This is a genomic window from Serratia sp. (in: enterobacteria), from assembly GCF_046715635.1.
In the GTDB taxonomy this organism is placed as follows: Bacteria; Pseudomonadota; Gammaproteobacteria; order Enterobacterales; family Enterobacteriaceae; genus Chania.
In genome coordinates, this window is sequence record NZ_JBKJYW010000150.1 from 1 (window position 1) to 13,079 (window position 13,079).

Genomic DNA, 13,079 nt, shown 5'->3' on the forward strand with positions numbered 1-13,079 from the left:
CGTTGCACTGAGTAACGCGCAACGTACGGTGAGGTGTCTGAGTGGCTGAAGGAGCACGCCTGGAAAGTGTGTATACGCGTAAGTGTATCGAGGGTTCGAACCCCTCTCTCACCGCCATATTAAATGAGAAAGCCTGGACTAACGTTCAGGCTTTTTTATTGCTTGTAACACAATCAGAGAGGGGTGAGAAACCTCGACAGGGTTCGACAAAATGGCTCGCATCGCAGACATTTTGGACGGCCGGCGGGCCGCCCGCGGGTGAACTTGCGAATCAAGCCCTCTCTCACCGCCATATTCCAATAAAGACTGAGCTATTGGCTGTCAGGTAAGACTACTAATTCCCCCTCACCCCAACCCTCTCCTACAATACAGATAGAGTGCCACATTAACACTGCATTGGGGAGAGGGAGCGGGTCCAGAGCTGCGGTCAGATGCAGTAGACAAATTGTGGCACGTTCAGTCCCCTCTCCTTTTAGGAGAGGGCTAGGATGAGGGGGCGGCTTCAAGGTAGTTGTAAGCGCCTCGACGATAAAATCGGATAATTTATCGTCACAATCTGTTTAAACAAAAGTTAGAAAGTATTTGCTACAATACTGATAGCGCTATAATTTAGTTACTTTACTCAGGATACAGGTATCATCATGACTAATCAGCACACTAACGACGAATTGACTGAAGAACAAAAAAAAGAAATTGACTTAATAGCGTTACAACGAGTCCAGGCAATGAATAGCGATGAGTTCCTTTGCCAGCGCATTGACGAGAAAGTTCACGCGATGGAAGATCACGTCAAAGCTTATTTCAACAGGTGTTTTTCACTCCACTTAAACAACAAGCGTAGCGAAAAGTAAAATCCTTTACGGGCCTGAGTTAAAGCGCCCTATTCCAAGCCATTAACTAAGCACGGTTTGTTGGTGAGAGGCTGATAAACATGGAAAACGGAGCTATCTAATTGGAAAGTATCAAAGAAATAATTATATATTTCTCTCTAATGCTACAGGTTTTTTTAGAGTTTCTATCCGTTATTTGCGTTTTTATCGGGCTGGTAAAGGCACTTTATACCACAATAACCAAAGTTAAAAGTCAGTCCATACTCTATTTGATCAGGGCGCGCTTTGGAACCTGGCTTGCTTTGGCGTTAGAGTTTCAATTAGCGGCTGATATCTTGGCAACGACAATCAACCCTAGCATGGAAGAGTTGATTAAACTGGCAATCATTGCCGTGATACGTACATTTCTTAATTACTTTTTATCTAAAGAGTTAGATTATGCCGAAAACAATGTTGCTGTTGTTGGTAAAACCGACGCAACAACGCTGGAGGGGAAAAAGTAAAGGCGTCAAAGAAAGTATTGTTTGCTTCCGAGGCAGGCTAAGACTTCTTAGCCGCCACAGGGCCAAACCTCTCCCCCAGTTGTGATAGCGACATCAAGCGGCTGCTAACAACGCGGTTTTTACCTTCCCGTTTAGCGTCATACAGCGCTTCATCCGTCATCTCTATCGCCTTCTCTACCGACATCCCAGCCAGGTAGAGCGAAGTCCCAATAGAGAGAGTCATCCGGATCACATACCCACCCTCGGTAATAAAATCAAACTCCGCCACCCGGCTACGTATACGTTCCGCCACGGCTGCAATATGCTGTGGATCATGGCTGGAAGTAATAACAATAAATTCCTCACCGCCGTAGCGCCCGACAAAGTCTTCATCGCGAACGCAATCCTTCAGAATGCCCCCCACGCTGGCCAGTACGCCGTCACCGGCCAAATGGCCATAGGTGTCATTCACCTGTTTGAAATCATCCAAATCCAGGATCATCAGGCCGCAAGACTTCCGCTGGGCATGCTGCAGCATCATTTTGTAATCGACACTGGCGCGATTATTGATGTGGGTCAGGCTGTCGGTCGTCGCCTTGTTACGCATGGAGAAAAAGGCTTGAATATGGCGCTCTTTAAAATTCAGGGCGTGGAAGCAAATCGCCAGGCAAAGCGCCGAGGCAGCCTGATACAACAGAATATCCAGCCACAGTTCACCGAAGTTGACGAACGAACCGACCACGATAATGCGGTAAAGCGCAATAATACCGATGGTAAGGTAAAACACTCGGTTCGACTTTCTCCGCCAGACCCCCGATAGCAGCAGCGGCAAGATGATTGAACCAATAAACAGATTATCCAGCGTAAAGCCGCCGTTAAAGCCAAAGCTCACCAGATAGCACACCGCCCCGCTGACTGCGCCACCGAAAAACAGCACCAAAATCATCGGGATCATGGCAAAGCTGTAATAAATGTTACCGGCGAGCAACAGCCGATCCTGATTCAGATACAGCACCGCCAGCCCTGCCAGTACACCAAACAACACTCGTTTCCACACGGCTGACTGATAGGAGAAAGGAGCGTTCTGGCTAAGCGCAAAGTAGGCCACCGACAGCGTGGCATAGGTGATGCACGCGTCACTGTAAACAGACGAGATCGACGCAATATATGTCATAAATGTTCGGCATACTCCAGGATGCGGCAATTTTGTTTTTCGGGTGACGACTGATTATTCAGACGGGTGCAGCATTCAGCTGCCCCTACAATACTCAAAATGATAACGGCTAGGCGGGTATATGTTATTGCCAGGCAATCTATGTCCTATCCTCAGTTCAGGATAGTCTGCTATCTATCACACCATGGGGAAAATCTGATGAATATCGATGATGAATTGCATGCGCTGGCGACACAAGAAACCGAGCTCACCTTCCACCATTTCGACCATGCCACCGCGTGGGAACTGGGCGTAGCGCTAAAAAATGCGGCAGAACATCGCCAATTACCTATTGCTATCGAAATCCAGCTGAACGGACAAACGCTGTTTTATTACGCCATGCCAGGGGCAACGCCAGACATTGCCGACTGGGTACGGCGCAAACGCAACGTGGTCAACCATTTCCATAAAAGCTCGTATGCCGTGGGTTTACGCCTGCAACAGCGGCAAGTTACGCTGGAGGAAAGATATGGCCTCAGCGTGCGTGACTACGCTGCCCACGGCGGCGCATTCCCCATCAACCTGCTGAATGTAGGTTGCGTCGGTTCCCTCTCTGTTTCTGGCTCCCCACAGCTCGAAGACCATCATCTGTTGGTCAGCACTCTTGCTCACTTTCTCGGCTTACCCTTGCCCGCCGTACACTAAGCGATAAAAGCTGCGCTTTTCACCCAACCCACAGCGGATAATCTGCGCAGGCTGGCGCTTGGCGTAAATAATCCGCTGAACCAATATAAATTAATCACAATCCTGATGCCTTGATGCAAATCTAGGTATCGGCGGGCAGAAAGGGGTATGGTATCTACCAGCTATTCCGAGACGGACCTCCCTGGCCCGCCATTCCGTTCTCTTTTATAGACTTGGTTTGCAACTTAGATGAAAACGCACGAAATCAACGGTATCCGCCCTTTCAGCGCCCTGATAGAAGCCTGCTGGCGTGAACCCTATTCACTTCAACGTCTGCTGAAAGATGCCATTGCCGGGGTCACCGTCGGCATCATTGCCATTCCGCTAGCGATGGCACTGGCCATTGCCAGCGGCGTTCCCCCACAATATGGGCTGTATACCGCCGCCATTGCTGGCATCGTGATCGCCGTCAGCGGCGGTTCGCGCTACAGCGTTTCCGGCCCCACCGCCGCCTTTGTGGTGATCCTGTTCCCCGTGTCACAGCAATTTGGGCTCTCTGGCTTATTGATTGCCACCATGCTGTCCGGGGTGTTCCTGCTGATTATGGGGTTAGCGCGGCTCGGCCGCCTGATCGAGTACATTCCGCTTTCGGTCACGCTTGGGTTTACCTCCGGGATCGCCATCACCATCGCTACCATGCAGGTGAAGGATTTCTTTGGCTTACAGCTGGCGGAAGTGCCGGAAAACTACATCGGCAAGGTTAATGCGCTGTTGCATGCTTTACCCACCCTGGACTTTGGCGACACGCTGATTGGCGCGGTCACTCTGGGGGTCCTGCTGCTGTGGCCGAAGCTGGGGCTGCGTATTCCCGGCCACCTGCCCGCCTTATTGGCCGGTACCGCAGTGATGGCAATCCTGGCACAGTTCGATCATCAGGTTGCAACCATTGGCTCCCGTTTCAGTTTCGAACTGGCAGACGGCAGCCAGGGTCAAGGTATCCCGCCAATTCTGCCGCAGTGGCTATTGCCCTGGCATCTGCCTGCTGGCGATGGCAAACCGACGGAGCTGAGCTGGCAACTGCTTTCCGCCCTGTTACCGGCCGCATTTTCCATGGCGATGCTTGGGGCGATCGAATCGCTGTTGTGCGCGGTAGTGCTGGACGGCATGACGGGCAAAAAACACCACTCCAACGCCGAACTGATTGGCCAGGGCGCAGGTAATATCATCGCCCCGTTCTTCGGTGGCATCACCGCGACCGCCGCCATTGCCCGCTCGGCAGCCAACGTGCGTGCAGGTGCCACCTCACCGGTCTCGGCAATCATCCACTCGTTAATGGTGCTGCTGGCCTTGCTGGTGCTGGCACCATGGCTGTCCTACTTACCGCTGGCGGCAATGGCCTCGCTGCTGCTGTTGGTTGCCTGGAACATGAGTGAGGCGCATAAAGTGGTTTATCTGCTGCGCCGGGCACCGAAAGACGACATTTTGGTCATGCTGCTATGTATGTCGCTGACGGTACTGTTTGATATGGTGATTGCCATTACCGTCGGCATCGTGCTGGCCTCACTGCTGTTTATGCGCCGAATCGCACGTATGACCCGCCTGAGCGAGTTGAGCGCCGAGGATGGTCGCCTGGTGCTACGCGTCAACGGGCCGCTGTTCTTCGCCGCTGCCGAACGCGTGTTCAACGACCTGCTGGTACGCGGTGCAAATTACCACACCATCGTTCTGCAATGGGATGCCGTGCCGGTGCTGGATGCCGGGGGGCTCAATGCCTTGCAACGGTATATCGACGCCCTGCCCGCTGAAAAACAGCTGGTGATCACCGATATTCCGTTCCAGCCGCTAAAGACTCTGGCTCGTGCGCGCATGAAGCCCATCGAAGGCAAGCTGCATTTCTACCCCACCCTGCCAGAAGCGCTCACTGCGCTGAACTCCCAATAAAGCAAAAGGCCCGGCAAATTAATGTCGGGCCTTCAGATTGGCGGGCGCAGCATGCAGCGCCCCTACATCGCGATGTGTCTGCAGTTAGTTGCTGGTATCCAGCTCAGCGAAGCTCTTCACCAGATCGTCGATGGCTTTCATCTGTACCAGGAACGGTTCCAGCTTATCCAACGGCAGCGCTGAAGGACCATCGCATTTGGCATTGCTTGGATCTGGGTGAGCCTCGATAAACAGGCCTGCCAAACCTACTGCCATACCGGCACGAGCCAGTTCGGCAACCTGCGCGCGGCGGCCGCCTGAAGCCGCACCAAACGGATCGCGGGTTTGCAGGGCGTGAGTCACGTCGAAGATCACCGGATGGCCACCGGTCACATTCTTCATCACGTTGATACCCAACATGTCGACCACCAGGTTGTCATAACCAAAGTTGCTGCCACGATCGCACAGGATGACCTGATCGTTGCCGCCTTCTTTGAATTTATCGACAATATTACCCATCTGGCCCGGGCTGACGAACTGTGGTTTCTTGACGTTGATCACCGCGCCGGTTTTCGCCATGGCTTCAACCAGGTCGGTCTGGCGTGCCAGGAAGGCTGGCAGTTGGATCACATCAACCACTTCGGAAACCGGCTGCGCCTGTGCGGCTTCATGCACGTCGGTGATAATTTTCACGCCGAAGGTGCTTTTGATTTCCTGGAAAATCTTCATCCCTTCTTCCAGGCCTGGGCCACGGTAAGAATGGATAGATGAACGGTTGGCTTTATCAAAAGAGGCTTTGAAAACGTAAGGAATGCCCAGTTTTTGCGTCACGGTGACGTAGTGTTCGCAAATGCGCATCGCCAAATCGCGTGATTCCAGTACGTTCATACCACCGAACAGTACAAACGGTAGATCGTTCGCTACCTTGATGTCGCCAATGCTGACTACTTTCTGTTCCATGCTTGCACCTTATTGATGAATAAATCGGGAGCCGTTAATTAATGCAGCGTAACCTGCTTGAGCTCGATGGAGTGGATTTGAATTTTTATCACTTCACTCACCGGGTCTTCAGGACACTGCTCGACAAAATAGTTGAGATCGGAAATGGCGATATGGTTGCACTCCAACTGCGCATAAATCAAGCCACGGTCGCGGATCTCGTAAGGATCGTCCGGGTCAAAACTCAGCACTACCTCACTGGCCCGCAACGCAATTTCCATCTGTTTTTCTTCCATCAGCGCGGCTTTGAGCGTATCAAGCATCTTACGCACCACCAGAATGTTTTCCGATTCGTCCAGATCGTCATCTTCCAGTTCAGCACCCAGACCCAGATTGCCTTTAAGCCAAACCTGCAACTGATGTTCGTTAAGCGTTTCCCCGTTCAGCGGGTTGACCAGCCACATCTCCTCATCCAGCCAATCGGCACGCATGATTAGCTGAGTGGGGAAAATCACCGGCATCAGTGGCAGATCCAACTGGTGGGCAATATGCAGGAAAATGGTTCCCAGAGAGACGGGTGTACCTTGGCGGGCTTCTAACACCTTATCCAGCCAGATGGCGTCAGAGAGCCGATAAACACCGCTGGCGCCGCCGAATCCCCAGGTTTTAAAGAACAGTTCGATCAGCGCTTCCAACTGCTGATCCTGATGGAGATCGTCCGGGATGAGCGCGCGCGCTTCTTCAGTCAGTTGCTGTAACTTGCGCTCTACTTCCGCCACAGGGAAGTCCCGCCGGATGACCTTTGACACCAGGATCACCCCCTCACTCAATGAGGAAGTGTTAAATTCGAAATCGGCAATGCTACTCATAGGTATCCCATCAAGAACGGTATTTTTGTCGTGGCAAGTTTAACGATCAGATACAGACAGCCCAGCGCCAGAACGAATGCCAAGGTGCGGATATTCCAGCTTTGCATCTTCTTGCCCAATGCGACATAGCCCAACAGGATATAGATAATAACGCCAAACAACTTCTCGGTCAGCCACGAGTCCATGCCAAGCAGTGGGTAAAGCTTGAACATCACCACCAGGGCAATACCGGTGGCAAACAGCACCGTATCATTAATATGCGGCGTGATCTTTACCCAGCGCTTGTTGATCATCGGCGATGCACGCCACTTCCAGAAGAAACGCAGTACAAACAACGTAATGCTGATGGCTACCGTTAATAAATGCAGATGTTTGAGCGCCATGTAAGCGGCCATAATGGTTTCCTTGGTTTTTTATAGTGGCTTTTGGCCCAGAGTCACGCGATCGTTGCCGCCATAGTCGCGATGCGTTGCCACCGCGATAAATCCCGCAGCATTCAACAGCGTACGCACATTTTCACCCTGTTGCCAACCGTGCTCAAGCAACAGCCAACCCTGCGGCTCTAAATAATCTGCGGCCTGTTGCACGATCGAAGCCAGATCGGCTAGCCCGTGATCGGCAGCCACCAACGCACTGCCGGGTTCAAAGCGGACATCGCCCTGCCCGAGGTGAGGATCGGCTTCATCAATATACGGAGGATTGCTGGCGATCAGCGCAAACTTTTGCCCGGCCACCGGCGTAAACCAGCTCCCTTGCAAAAAGCGCGCATTGTTAATCGCCAGTTTTTGCGCGTTATGCTGTGCCAGCGCTACGGCCTCCGGTTGCAGATCGATGCCGGTAAGCTGGCAGTCTGGCCGCTCGCTGGCTAACGCCAGGGCAATCGCGCCGGTGCCGGTGCCAAGATCCAGAATGGCACACGGCGTTGCGGGCAGGCGCTCCAGGGCCAACTCCACCAAACATTCAGTATCCGGGCGCGGGATCAACGTAGCGGGCGAAACCGACAGCGGGAGCGACCAGAACTCACGTTCGCCAACCAGATACGCCACCGGTTCCCCGCGTTCACGGCGAGACAGCAACACAGTTAACTGCTCAACCTGCTCCGCCGTCAGCGGAGTTTCGCCAAATGCCAATAAATAGGTTCTGGCACGGCCGGTCACAAAACCCAACAGGATCTCCGCATCACGTTTGGCGCTGTCACTGTGTGTCAGGCGCAAGGTCGCGGTTTTCAGCCAGGTTTGATAATCCATTACTCAGGCTCGGCAGAGAGTGCGGCCAACTGATCGGCCTGGTATTCCTGCACAATCGGCTGGATTAGCATATCCAGCTTGCCTTCCATCACCTCATCCAGACGGTACAGCGTCAGGTTGATACGGTGGTCGGTTACGCGCCCCTGTGGGAAGTTATAGGTGCGGTTACGATCGGAACGATCGCCGGTGCCCAGCAGGTTGCGGCGGGTAGAAGCCTCTGCCAACTGGCGTTTTGCCATCTCTGCCGCGCGGATACGAGCCCCAAGCACCGACATCGCTTTGGCTTTGTTCTTGTGCTGTGAACGTTCGTCCTGGCATTCAACCACAATGCCGGTGGGCAAGTGGGTAATACGGATCGCCGAATCGGTGGTGTTAACGTGCTGACCACCGGCCCCGGAGGAACGGAAGGTATCGATTTTCAGATCGCCCGCATTGATTTCTGGCAGCTCCGCCTCTGGCACCGCTGGCATCACCGCCACCGTGCAGGCAGAGGTATGGATACGGCCCTGAGATTCAGTTTCCGGCACGCGCTGAACGCGGTGACCGCCGGATTCAAACTTCAGTTGACCGTAAACGCCGTCGCCAGACACTTTGGCAATCACCTCTTTGTAACCGCCGTGCTCGCCCACGTTTTCGCTCATGATCTCAACCCGCCAGCGGCGAGTTTCAGCGTAACGGCTATACATACGGAACAGATCGCCGGCAAAAATGGCCGCTTCGTCGCCACCGGTTCCGGCGCGCACTTCCAGGAAGCAGTCGCGTTCATCGTCCGGATCCTTTGGCAAAAGCAACACCTGCAGCTGCTGTTCCAGCTCTTCCGTCGCCGCTTTGGCCTGTTTCAGCTCTTCCTGCGCCATTTCACGCATTTCCGGATCGTCTAACATCATTTCTGCCGTGGCGAGATCGTCCTGCACCTGACGCCATTCCAGAAAACAACGGCTGACATCGGTCAACTGCGCATATTCCCGCGACAGGCCACGGAACCGATCCTGATCGGCAATGACACCGGCATCACCGAGCAACGCCTGAACTTCTTCATGGCGCTCTTGTAACGCTTCCAGTTTGGCAACAATAGAAGGCTTCATGCGTGGTTTTAAACCCTGTTAATAAAAGAGAACTAATGCTGATCCAGCCCGAGGCTGTCGCGTAAAATGTGCAACCGCTCCATGTCGCCGTCGCCGGCGGCCTGCTGGAGGGATTTGGTAGGGGCATGAATAAGACGATTGGTTAATCTGTGGGCCAGCTCATGGATCACCTGCTCCACGTTAGCGCCTTGAGCAATCGCGGCCAGCGCTTTTGACTCCATTTCCGCACGGATCTGATCGGCCTGCGAACGGTAGTCTCTGATGGTATCTGTCGCGCCCTGTGAGCGCAGCCAGGTCATGAAATTGCTGCTTTCCTGCTGCACAATGGTCTCGGCCTGTACGGCCGCGGCCTGCCGTTGCGCCATATTGCTCTGAATAATGGCCTGCAGGTCGTCCACGGTATAGAGATAGGCGTTCGCCAGTTTGCCCACTTCTGGCTCGATATCGCGTGGAACGGCAATATCCACCAGCAACATGGGTTGATTGCGGCGCGCTTTCAGTGCCCGTTCAACCATGCCCTTGCCGATGATGGGCAGCGGGCTGGCGGTGGAGCTGATAATGATATCGGCATCGGCCAGGCGTGCGTCAATCTCCGGCAGTGAAATCACCTCTGCCCCCACCTCTTGCGCCAATACCTGAGCGCGTTCACGGGTGCGGTTAGCGATGATCATATGCTGCACTTTATGCTCACGCAGATGGCGGGCAACCAGCTCGATCGTTTCCCCCGCGCCGACCAACAGCACGTTCAGTTCGGCAAGGGATTCGAAGATTTGCCGCGCCAGCGCACAGGCGGCGAAGGCAACGGATACCGCGCTGGCACCGATTTCGGTTTCAGTGCGTACCCGCTTGGCAACGGAGAAGGATTTCTGGAACAGGCGCTCCAGTTCACCGGAAAGTGACTGGCCACGCTGAGATTCGGCAAAGGCTTTCTTTACCTGCCCAAGGATCTGGGGTTCACCCAGTACCAAAGAGTCTAGCCCGCTGGCAACGCGCATCAGGTGGCTGACGGCTTCGTCGCCGTGGTGCCAGTACAGGCTCTTGCGCACGTCTTCCGCACGCAGATGGTGATAGTCACATAACCAGGCTACCAGCTGTTCATGCAGATGATCCTGCTGTTCCACGCTGAGATAAAGCTCAGTGCGGTTACAGGTAGACAGCACAACGCCGCCCTGCACCAATGGCTGTTGCAGCAAGCTATTCAGCGCCTTGTCGATCGACTCTGGGGAGAAGGTCACCCGTTCTCGCAGAGAAACCGGAGCGGTTTTGTGATTAATACCTAACGCCAGAAGGGTCATTGCTTCGAGTAATACTTCTCTTGGTACGGGTTCTCGTTGACCGGCATTCTACTTGATGCGCGACATCAATTAAAGTGACAACCGCATCTTCCGGCCAATCGCTGATATTGCTGGGACAAATCAATCAGCAGGACAAAACTCGGTATGTTTCAAACTCATCAGAAACCGAGGAGGAAAAACGCCAAAACGGCGGTTGAATGCGACCTCGATCCCTATCGGACTCCCTGCCAGCTTGCTTTCATTACGTCGGCAAACACGCCCTTAACATTCGACCTGTTAAACACTCCATCTAAATGACAATCGCGATGAGTGATAGTTCTTATTGTTTTAATTGCAATTTCCGCGACACGTTCTCATACTCCCGCCAAAAGATTAGCTGACATATAATTAACATGGTAACTATTTGAGAATTTCACTTTCCGTTACAAGAAGGTGAGCCACCAGAAAACCCCAGGTGTTTTTCAACCAATGGAGTGGTTTTCGTATCTTGTCGTAACAGCACGTAGGAAGGGACATATCCATGAAATTACGTAGATTAAGCCAAGCGGTTACCTTTGGCCTGATAGCGGGTTGTAGCGCATTCGCAGCACATGCTGAAATCACCCTATTAAAGCAGGACCCGCAAGCAGGCGATCCCCTTAGCCGCCTCACCTTCACCGTTGGCGGCAGTATTCGTCCACAATTCAACATGATGACTGGCGATGGCGATAAAGGCTCTTATAAACGCAACGGTTTTGACGGCGGCACACGTTTTCGCTTCGCCACCGATTACTATCTGTTCGACGACATCAGTTGGATCAACTATTACGAGTTAGGCGTCAACATTCCGGCGCTGTTCAGTTGGGACAATCACTACGCAGAGGGTGCCAACAACACCTCACGGCGCATGCTTTATACCGGTTTGAAAAGCAAAACCTGGGGCCAACTGACCTACGGTAAACAAAACAGCGTTTACTATGACGTAGTCGGGGTTAAAACCGACATCTGGGATTACGATATGCTGGCCCAGGCGCCGGGCAACGGCATTAACGGCGATTATGACGGTTCCTATCGTTCACGCAGCATGCTGAAATATAAAAACACCTTTGGCGACGCTGACCTTTATGCCGCTTACCTGTTCAACGACGACGAATACCTGCCGGGTAACGGCCTGCGCTACAAGCGCAAGGGCGGCGGCTCGCTAGGTGTGGATTATCACCTGAGCAAAGATCTGACCTGGGGCACCGCCTGGAACTACACCAGCGCCGAAATGCGAAACCCCAATAGTGGCGAAAGCAATGACTACAATCAGAACATTTTTGGTACCGCACTTAGCTGGAAACCGGACAACTGGACACTCAGCTTTGGCGGTGGTTGGTATGACAACTTCCTGACCAGCAAGAAAAATCAGGTAAACGACTACTTCGCAGGGGATGCCTGGGGGATTGAATACTTCGCCGGTTATACCTTCCCGGTGGGCGAATACGCGGTGAAATCCATCATGCCTTACTTTATGGGGGACCGCCTGCAGTACATCACTGGCCGCGATTACCAGCGTATTGATAATGGCTTGGGTATCTCCTTCCAGTTCGACTACGGTTTCCGTACTGACGTTGAACACGTGCTGACTTCCAGCACCGATAACCTGGGCGATATGACGGTTGTTCGTTTGCGTTACGATTTCTGATCTGTAGGGGCGCCGCATGCTGCGCCCCGCAGATTTCCAACCCAAAAACCCTCGCCATCGTTTACAATCTTCCACACGCCAGACGCCACCCTTGCTGCAAGGCTTTTGCGCCATTGTATTATTGACGTTACGCCACCCGCCCGTTAGCGTGGTGGCAGAAATGCTAACCGCACTGCCCCGCAAGGACACAAGGACAACAAAACGTTATGCCTATCCGCAAAGTTAGTTTGCTTCGCCTGATCCCATTAGCCAGCCTGGTGCTGACGGCCTGTACCCTCACCAAGCCAGGCCCGGCCACCAGCCCGACGTCTCCGCAGTGGCTCGCTCATGAGCAAGCGGTACAACAGCTTGAGCAGTACCAGACCCGGGGCGCTTTCGCTTATCTGACCGATCAGAAGAAAGTCTATGCCCGTTTCTTCTGGCAACAATACACGCCCGACCGCTACCGCCTGCTGCTGACCAACCCGCTTGGCAGCACCGAACTTGAGCTGAACGTGCAAAAAAGCGTGGTACAGTTAACGGATAACCAGGGCAAACGCTATGTCAGCGACAACCCGGAAGAGATGATCCGTAAGCTGACCGGTATGCAGATCCCACTGGATAACCTGCGCCAGTGGATGCTTGGCCTGCCAGGGCAAGCCACCGACTTCAGCCTCGACTCCCAGTACCGCCTGAGCAAGCTGACCTACAAACAAGGCGATCTGACCTGGGTCGTCACCTATCAGGACTACAATACCGACCTGAAAATCCCGTTACCGAGCCGCCTTGAACTGCAACAGGGTGACCAACGCATCAAGCTGAAAATGGATAACTGGACGCTCAAGTGATGATCCACCAATGGCCCTCCCCGGCAAAGCTGAACCTGTTTCTCTATATCACCGGCCGTCGTGCAGACGGCTACCATCAGTT

At 53.4% G+C, this 13,079-nt stretch carries 13 protein-coding genes and 1 tRNA gene; 7 read left to right on the forward strand and 7 right to left on the reverse strand.

Features of this window, described 5'->3' with window-relative positions; genetic code table 11:
* The first annotated feature begins 27 nt into the window (after nucleotides 1-27).
* The 3 genes from ACLQ7H_RS07320 to ACLQ7H_RS07330 all read left to right on the forward strand — a co-directional run bounded on the left by ACLQ7H_RS07320 (nucleotide 28) and on the right by ACLQ7H_RS07330 (nucleotide 1,333).
* A tRNA-Ser gene (locus tag ACLQ7H_RS07320) sits at nucleotides 28-117 on the forward strand.
* A gap of 524 nt (nucleotides 118-641) precedes the next feature.
* The gene (locus ACLQ7H_RS07325) at nucleotides 642-851 is read left to right on the forward strand and encodes a hypothetical protein (RefSeq protein ID WP_411752095.1); all 210 of its coding nucleotides are present in this window, start codon (nucleotides 642-644) and stop codon (nucleotides 849-851) included.
* 101 nt (nucleotides 852-952) lie between these two features.
* Nucleotides 953-1,333, forward strand: a complete 381-nt coding sequence (locus tag ACLQ7H_RS07330) for a DUF1622 domain-containing protein (protein ID WP_059201012.1) — start codon at nucleotides 953-955, stop codon at nucleotides 1,331-1,333.
* Nucleotides 1,334-1,370: 37 nt separating this feature from the next.
* Here the strand turns inward: ACLQ7H_RS07330 and ACLQ7H_RS07335 are convergent, their stop codons facing one another.
* Nucleotides 1,371-2,486 carry a GGDEF domain-containing protein gene (locus tag ACLQ7H_RS07335; protein WP_411752096.1) on the reverse strand — a complete coding sequence of 372 codons (1,116 nt, stop codon included), beginning with the start codon at nucleotides 2,484-2,486 and terminating at the stop codon, nucleotides 1,371-1,373.
* Nucleotides 2,487-2,684: 198 nt separating this feature from the next.
* Between ACLQ7H_RS07335 and ACLQ7H_RS07340 the strand changes: the two genes are divergently transcribed.
* Together ACLQ7H_RS07340 and dauA are read left to right on the forward strand one after the other, a co-directional pair.
* Nucleotides 2,685-3,170: a heme-degrading domain-containing protein gene (locus ACLQ7H_RS07340; protein WP_411752097.1), complete on the forward strand. Its 486-nt coding sequence runs from the start codon at nucleotides 2,685-2,687 to the stop codon at nucleotides 3,168-3,170.
* Nucleotides 3,171-3,398: 228 nt separating this feature from the next.
* On the forward strand, nucleotides 3,399-5,090 hold the full coding sequence (gene dauA / locus ACLQ7H_RS07345) for a C4-dicarboxylic acid transporter DauA (protein ID WP_411752098.1): 1,692 nt from the start codon (nucleotides 3,399-3,401) through the stop codon (nucleotides 5,088-5,090).
* Nucleotides 5,091-5,174: 84 nt separating this feature from the next.
* On the opposite strand, the gene kdsA is transcribed toward dauA, so the two are convergent.
* From kdsA to hemA, 6 genes are read right to left on the reverse strand one after another with little or no spacing between them, the layout of a single operon-like run.
* Nucleotides 5,175-6,029 (reverse strand): 3-deoxy-8-phosphooctulonate synthase, encoded by an 855-nt coding sequence (gene kdsA / locus ACLQ7H_RS07350; RefSeq protein WP_021181107.1) that lies wholly within the window; start codon nucleotides 6,027-6,029, stop codon nucleotides 5,175-5,177.
* A gap of 38 nt (nucleotides 6,030-6,067) precedes the next feature.
* Nucleotides 6,068-6,877, reverse strand: coding sequence for an invasion regulator SirB1 (sirB1, locus tag ACLQ7H_RS07355; protein ID WP_411752099.1), 810 nt, complete (start codon nucleotides 6,875-6,877; stop codon nucleotides 6,068-6,070).
* Complete coding sequence (locus tag ACLQ7H_RS07360) at nucleotides 6,874-7,272, reverse strand: SirB2 family protein (RefSeq protein ID WP_411752100.1); 399 nt, start codon at nucleotides 7,270-7,272, stop codon at nucleotides 6,874-6,876. Before ACLQ7H_RS07360 ends, sirB1 begins: the two co-directional genes overlap by 4 nt.
* An 18-nt stretch (nucleotides 7,273-7,290) precedes the next feature.
* Nucleotides 7,291-8,124: a peptide chain release factor N(5)-glutamine methyltransferase gene (gene prmC / locus ACLQ7H_RS07365; protein ID WP_411752101.1), complete on the reverse strand. Its 834-nt coding sequence runs from the start codon at nucleotides 8,122-8,124 to the stop codon at nucleotides 7,291-7,293.
* Nucleotides 8,124-9,209, reverse strand: coding sequence for a peptide chain release factor 1 (gene prfA / locus ACLQ7H_RS07370; protein ID WP_024528846.1), 1,086 nt, complete (start codon nucleotides 9,207-9,209; stop codon nucleotides 8,124-8,126). The genes prmC and prfA overlap by 1 nt, the downstream gene beginning before the upstream one ends.
* Nucleotides 9,210-9,241: 32 nt before the next feature.
* Nucleotides 9,242-10,504 (reverse strand): glutamyl-tRNA reductase, encoded by a 1,263-nt coding sequence (gene hemA / locus ACLQ7H_RS07375; RefSeq protein WP_021806698.1) that lies wholly within the window; start codon nucleotides 10,502-10,504, stop codon nucleotides 9,242-9,244.
* Nucleotides 10,505-11,024: 520 nt separating this feature from the next.
* On the opposite strand from hemA, the gene ACLQ7H_RS07380 reads away from it, so the two are divergent.
* Complete coding sequence (locus ACLQ7H_RS07380) at nucleotides 11,025-12,170, forward strand: porin (protein ID WP_411752102.1); 1,146 nt, start codon at nucleotides 11,025-11,027, stop codon at nucleotides 12,168-12,170.
* 206 nt (nucleotides 12,171-12,376) lie between these two features.
* Entirely contained in the window at nucleotides 12,377-12,997 is a 621-nt protein-coding gene (gene lolB / locus ACLQ7H_RS07385; RefSeq protein WP_411752103.1) for a lipoprotein insertase outer membrane protein LolB, read from the forward strand.
* The last annotated feature ends 82 nt before the right edge of the window (nucleotides 12,998-13,079 follow it).

Coding starts and splice junctions, on each gene's coding strand:
- ACLQ7H_RS07325 (WP_411752095.1), top strand. CDS start 642: ATGACTAATCAGCACACTAACGACGAATTGACTGAAGAACAAAAAAAA.
- ACLQ7H_RS07335 (WP_411752096.1), bottom strand. CDS start 2,486: ATGACATATATTGCGTCGATCTCGTCTGTTTACAGTGACGCGTGCATC.
- ACLQ7H_RS07340 (WP_411752097.1), top strand. CDS start 2,685: ATGAATATCGATGATGAATTGCATGCGCTGGCGACACAAGAAACCGAG.
- dauA (WP_411752098.1), top strand. CDS start 3,399: ATGAAAACGCACGAAATCAACGGTATCCGCCCTTTCAGCGCCCTGATA.
- kdsA (WP_021181107.1), bottom strand. CDS start 6,029: ATGGAACAGAAAGTAGTCAGCATTGGCGACATCAAGGTAGCGAACGAT.
- sirB1 (WP_411752099.1), bottom strand. CDS start 6,877: ATGAGTAGCATTGCCGATTTCGAATTTAACACTTCCTCATTGAGTGAG.
- ACLQ7H_RS07360 (WP_411752100.1), bottom strand. CDS start 7,272: ATGGCCGCTTACATGGCGCTCAAACATCTGCATTTATTAACGGTAGCC.
- prmC (WP_411752101.1), bottom strand. CDS start 8,124: ATGGATTATCAAACCTGGCTGAAAACCGCGACCTTGCGCCTGACACAC.
- prfA (WP_024528846.1), bottom strand. CDS start 9,209: ATGAAGCCTTCTATTGTTGCCAAACTGGAAGCGTTACAAGAGCGCCAT.
- hemA (WP_021806698.1), bottom strand. CDS start 10,504: ATGACCCTTCTGGCGTTAGGTATTAATCACAAAACCGCTCCGGTTTCT.
- ACLQ7H_RS07380 (WP_411752102.1), top strand. CDS start 11,025: ATGAAATTACGTAGATTAAGCCAAGCGGTTACCTTTGGCCTGATAGCG.
- lolB (WP_411752103.1), top strand. CDS start 12,377: ATGCCTATCCGCAAAGTTAGTTTGCTTCGCCTGATCCCATTAGCCAGC.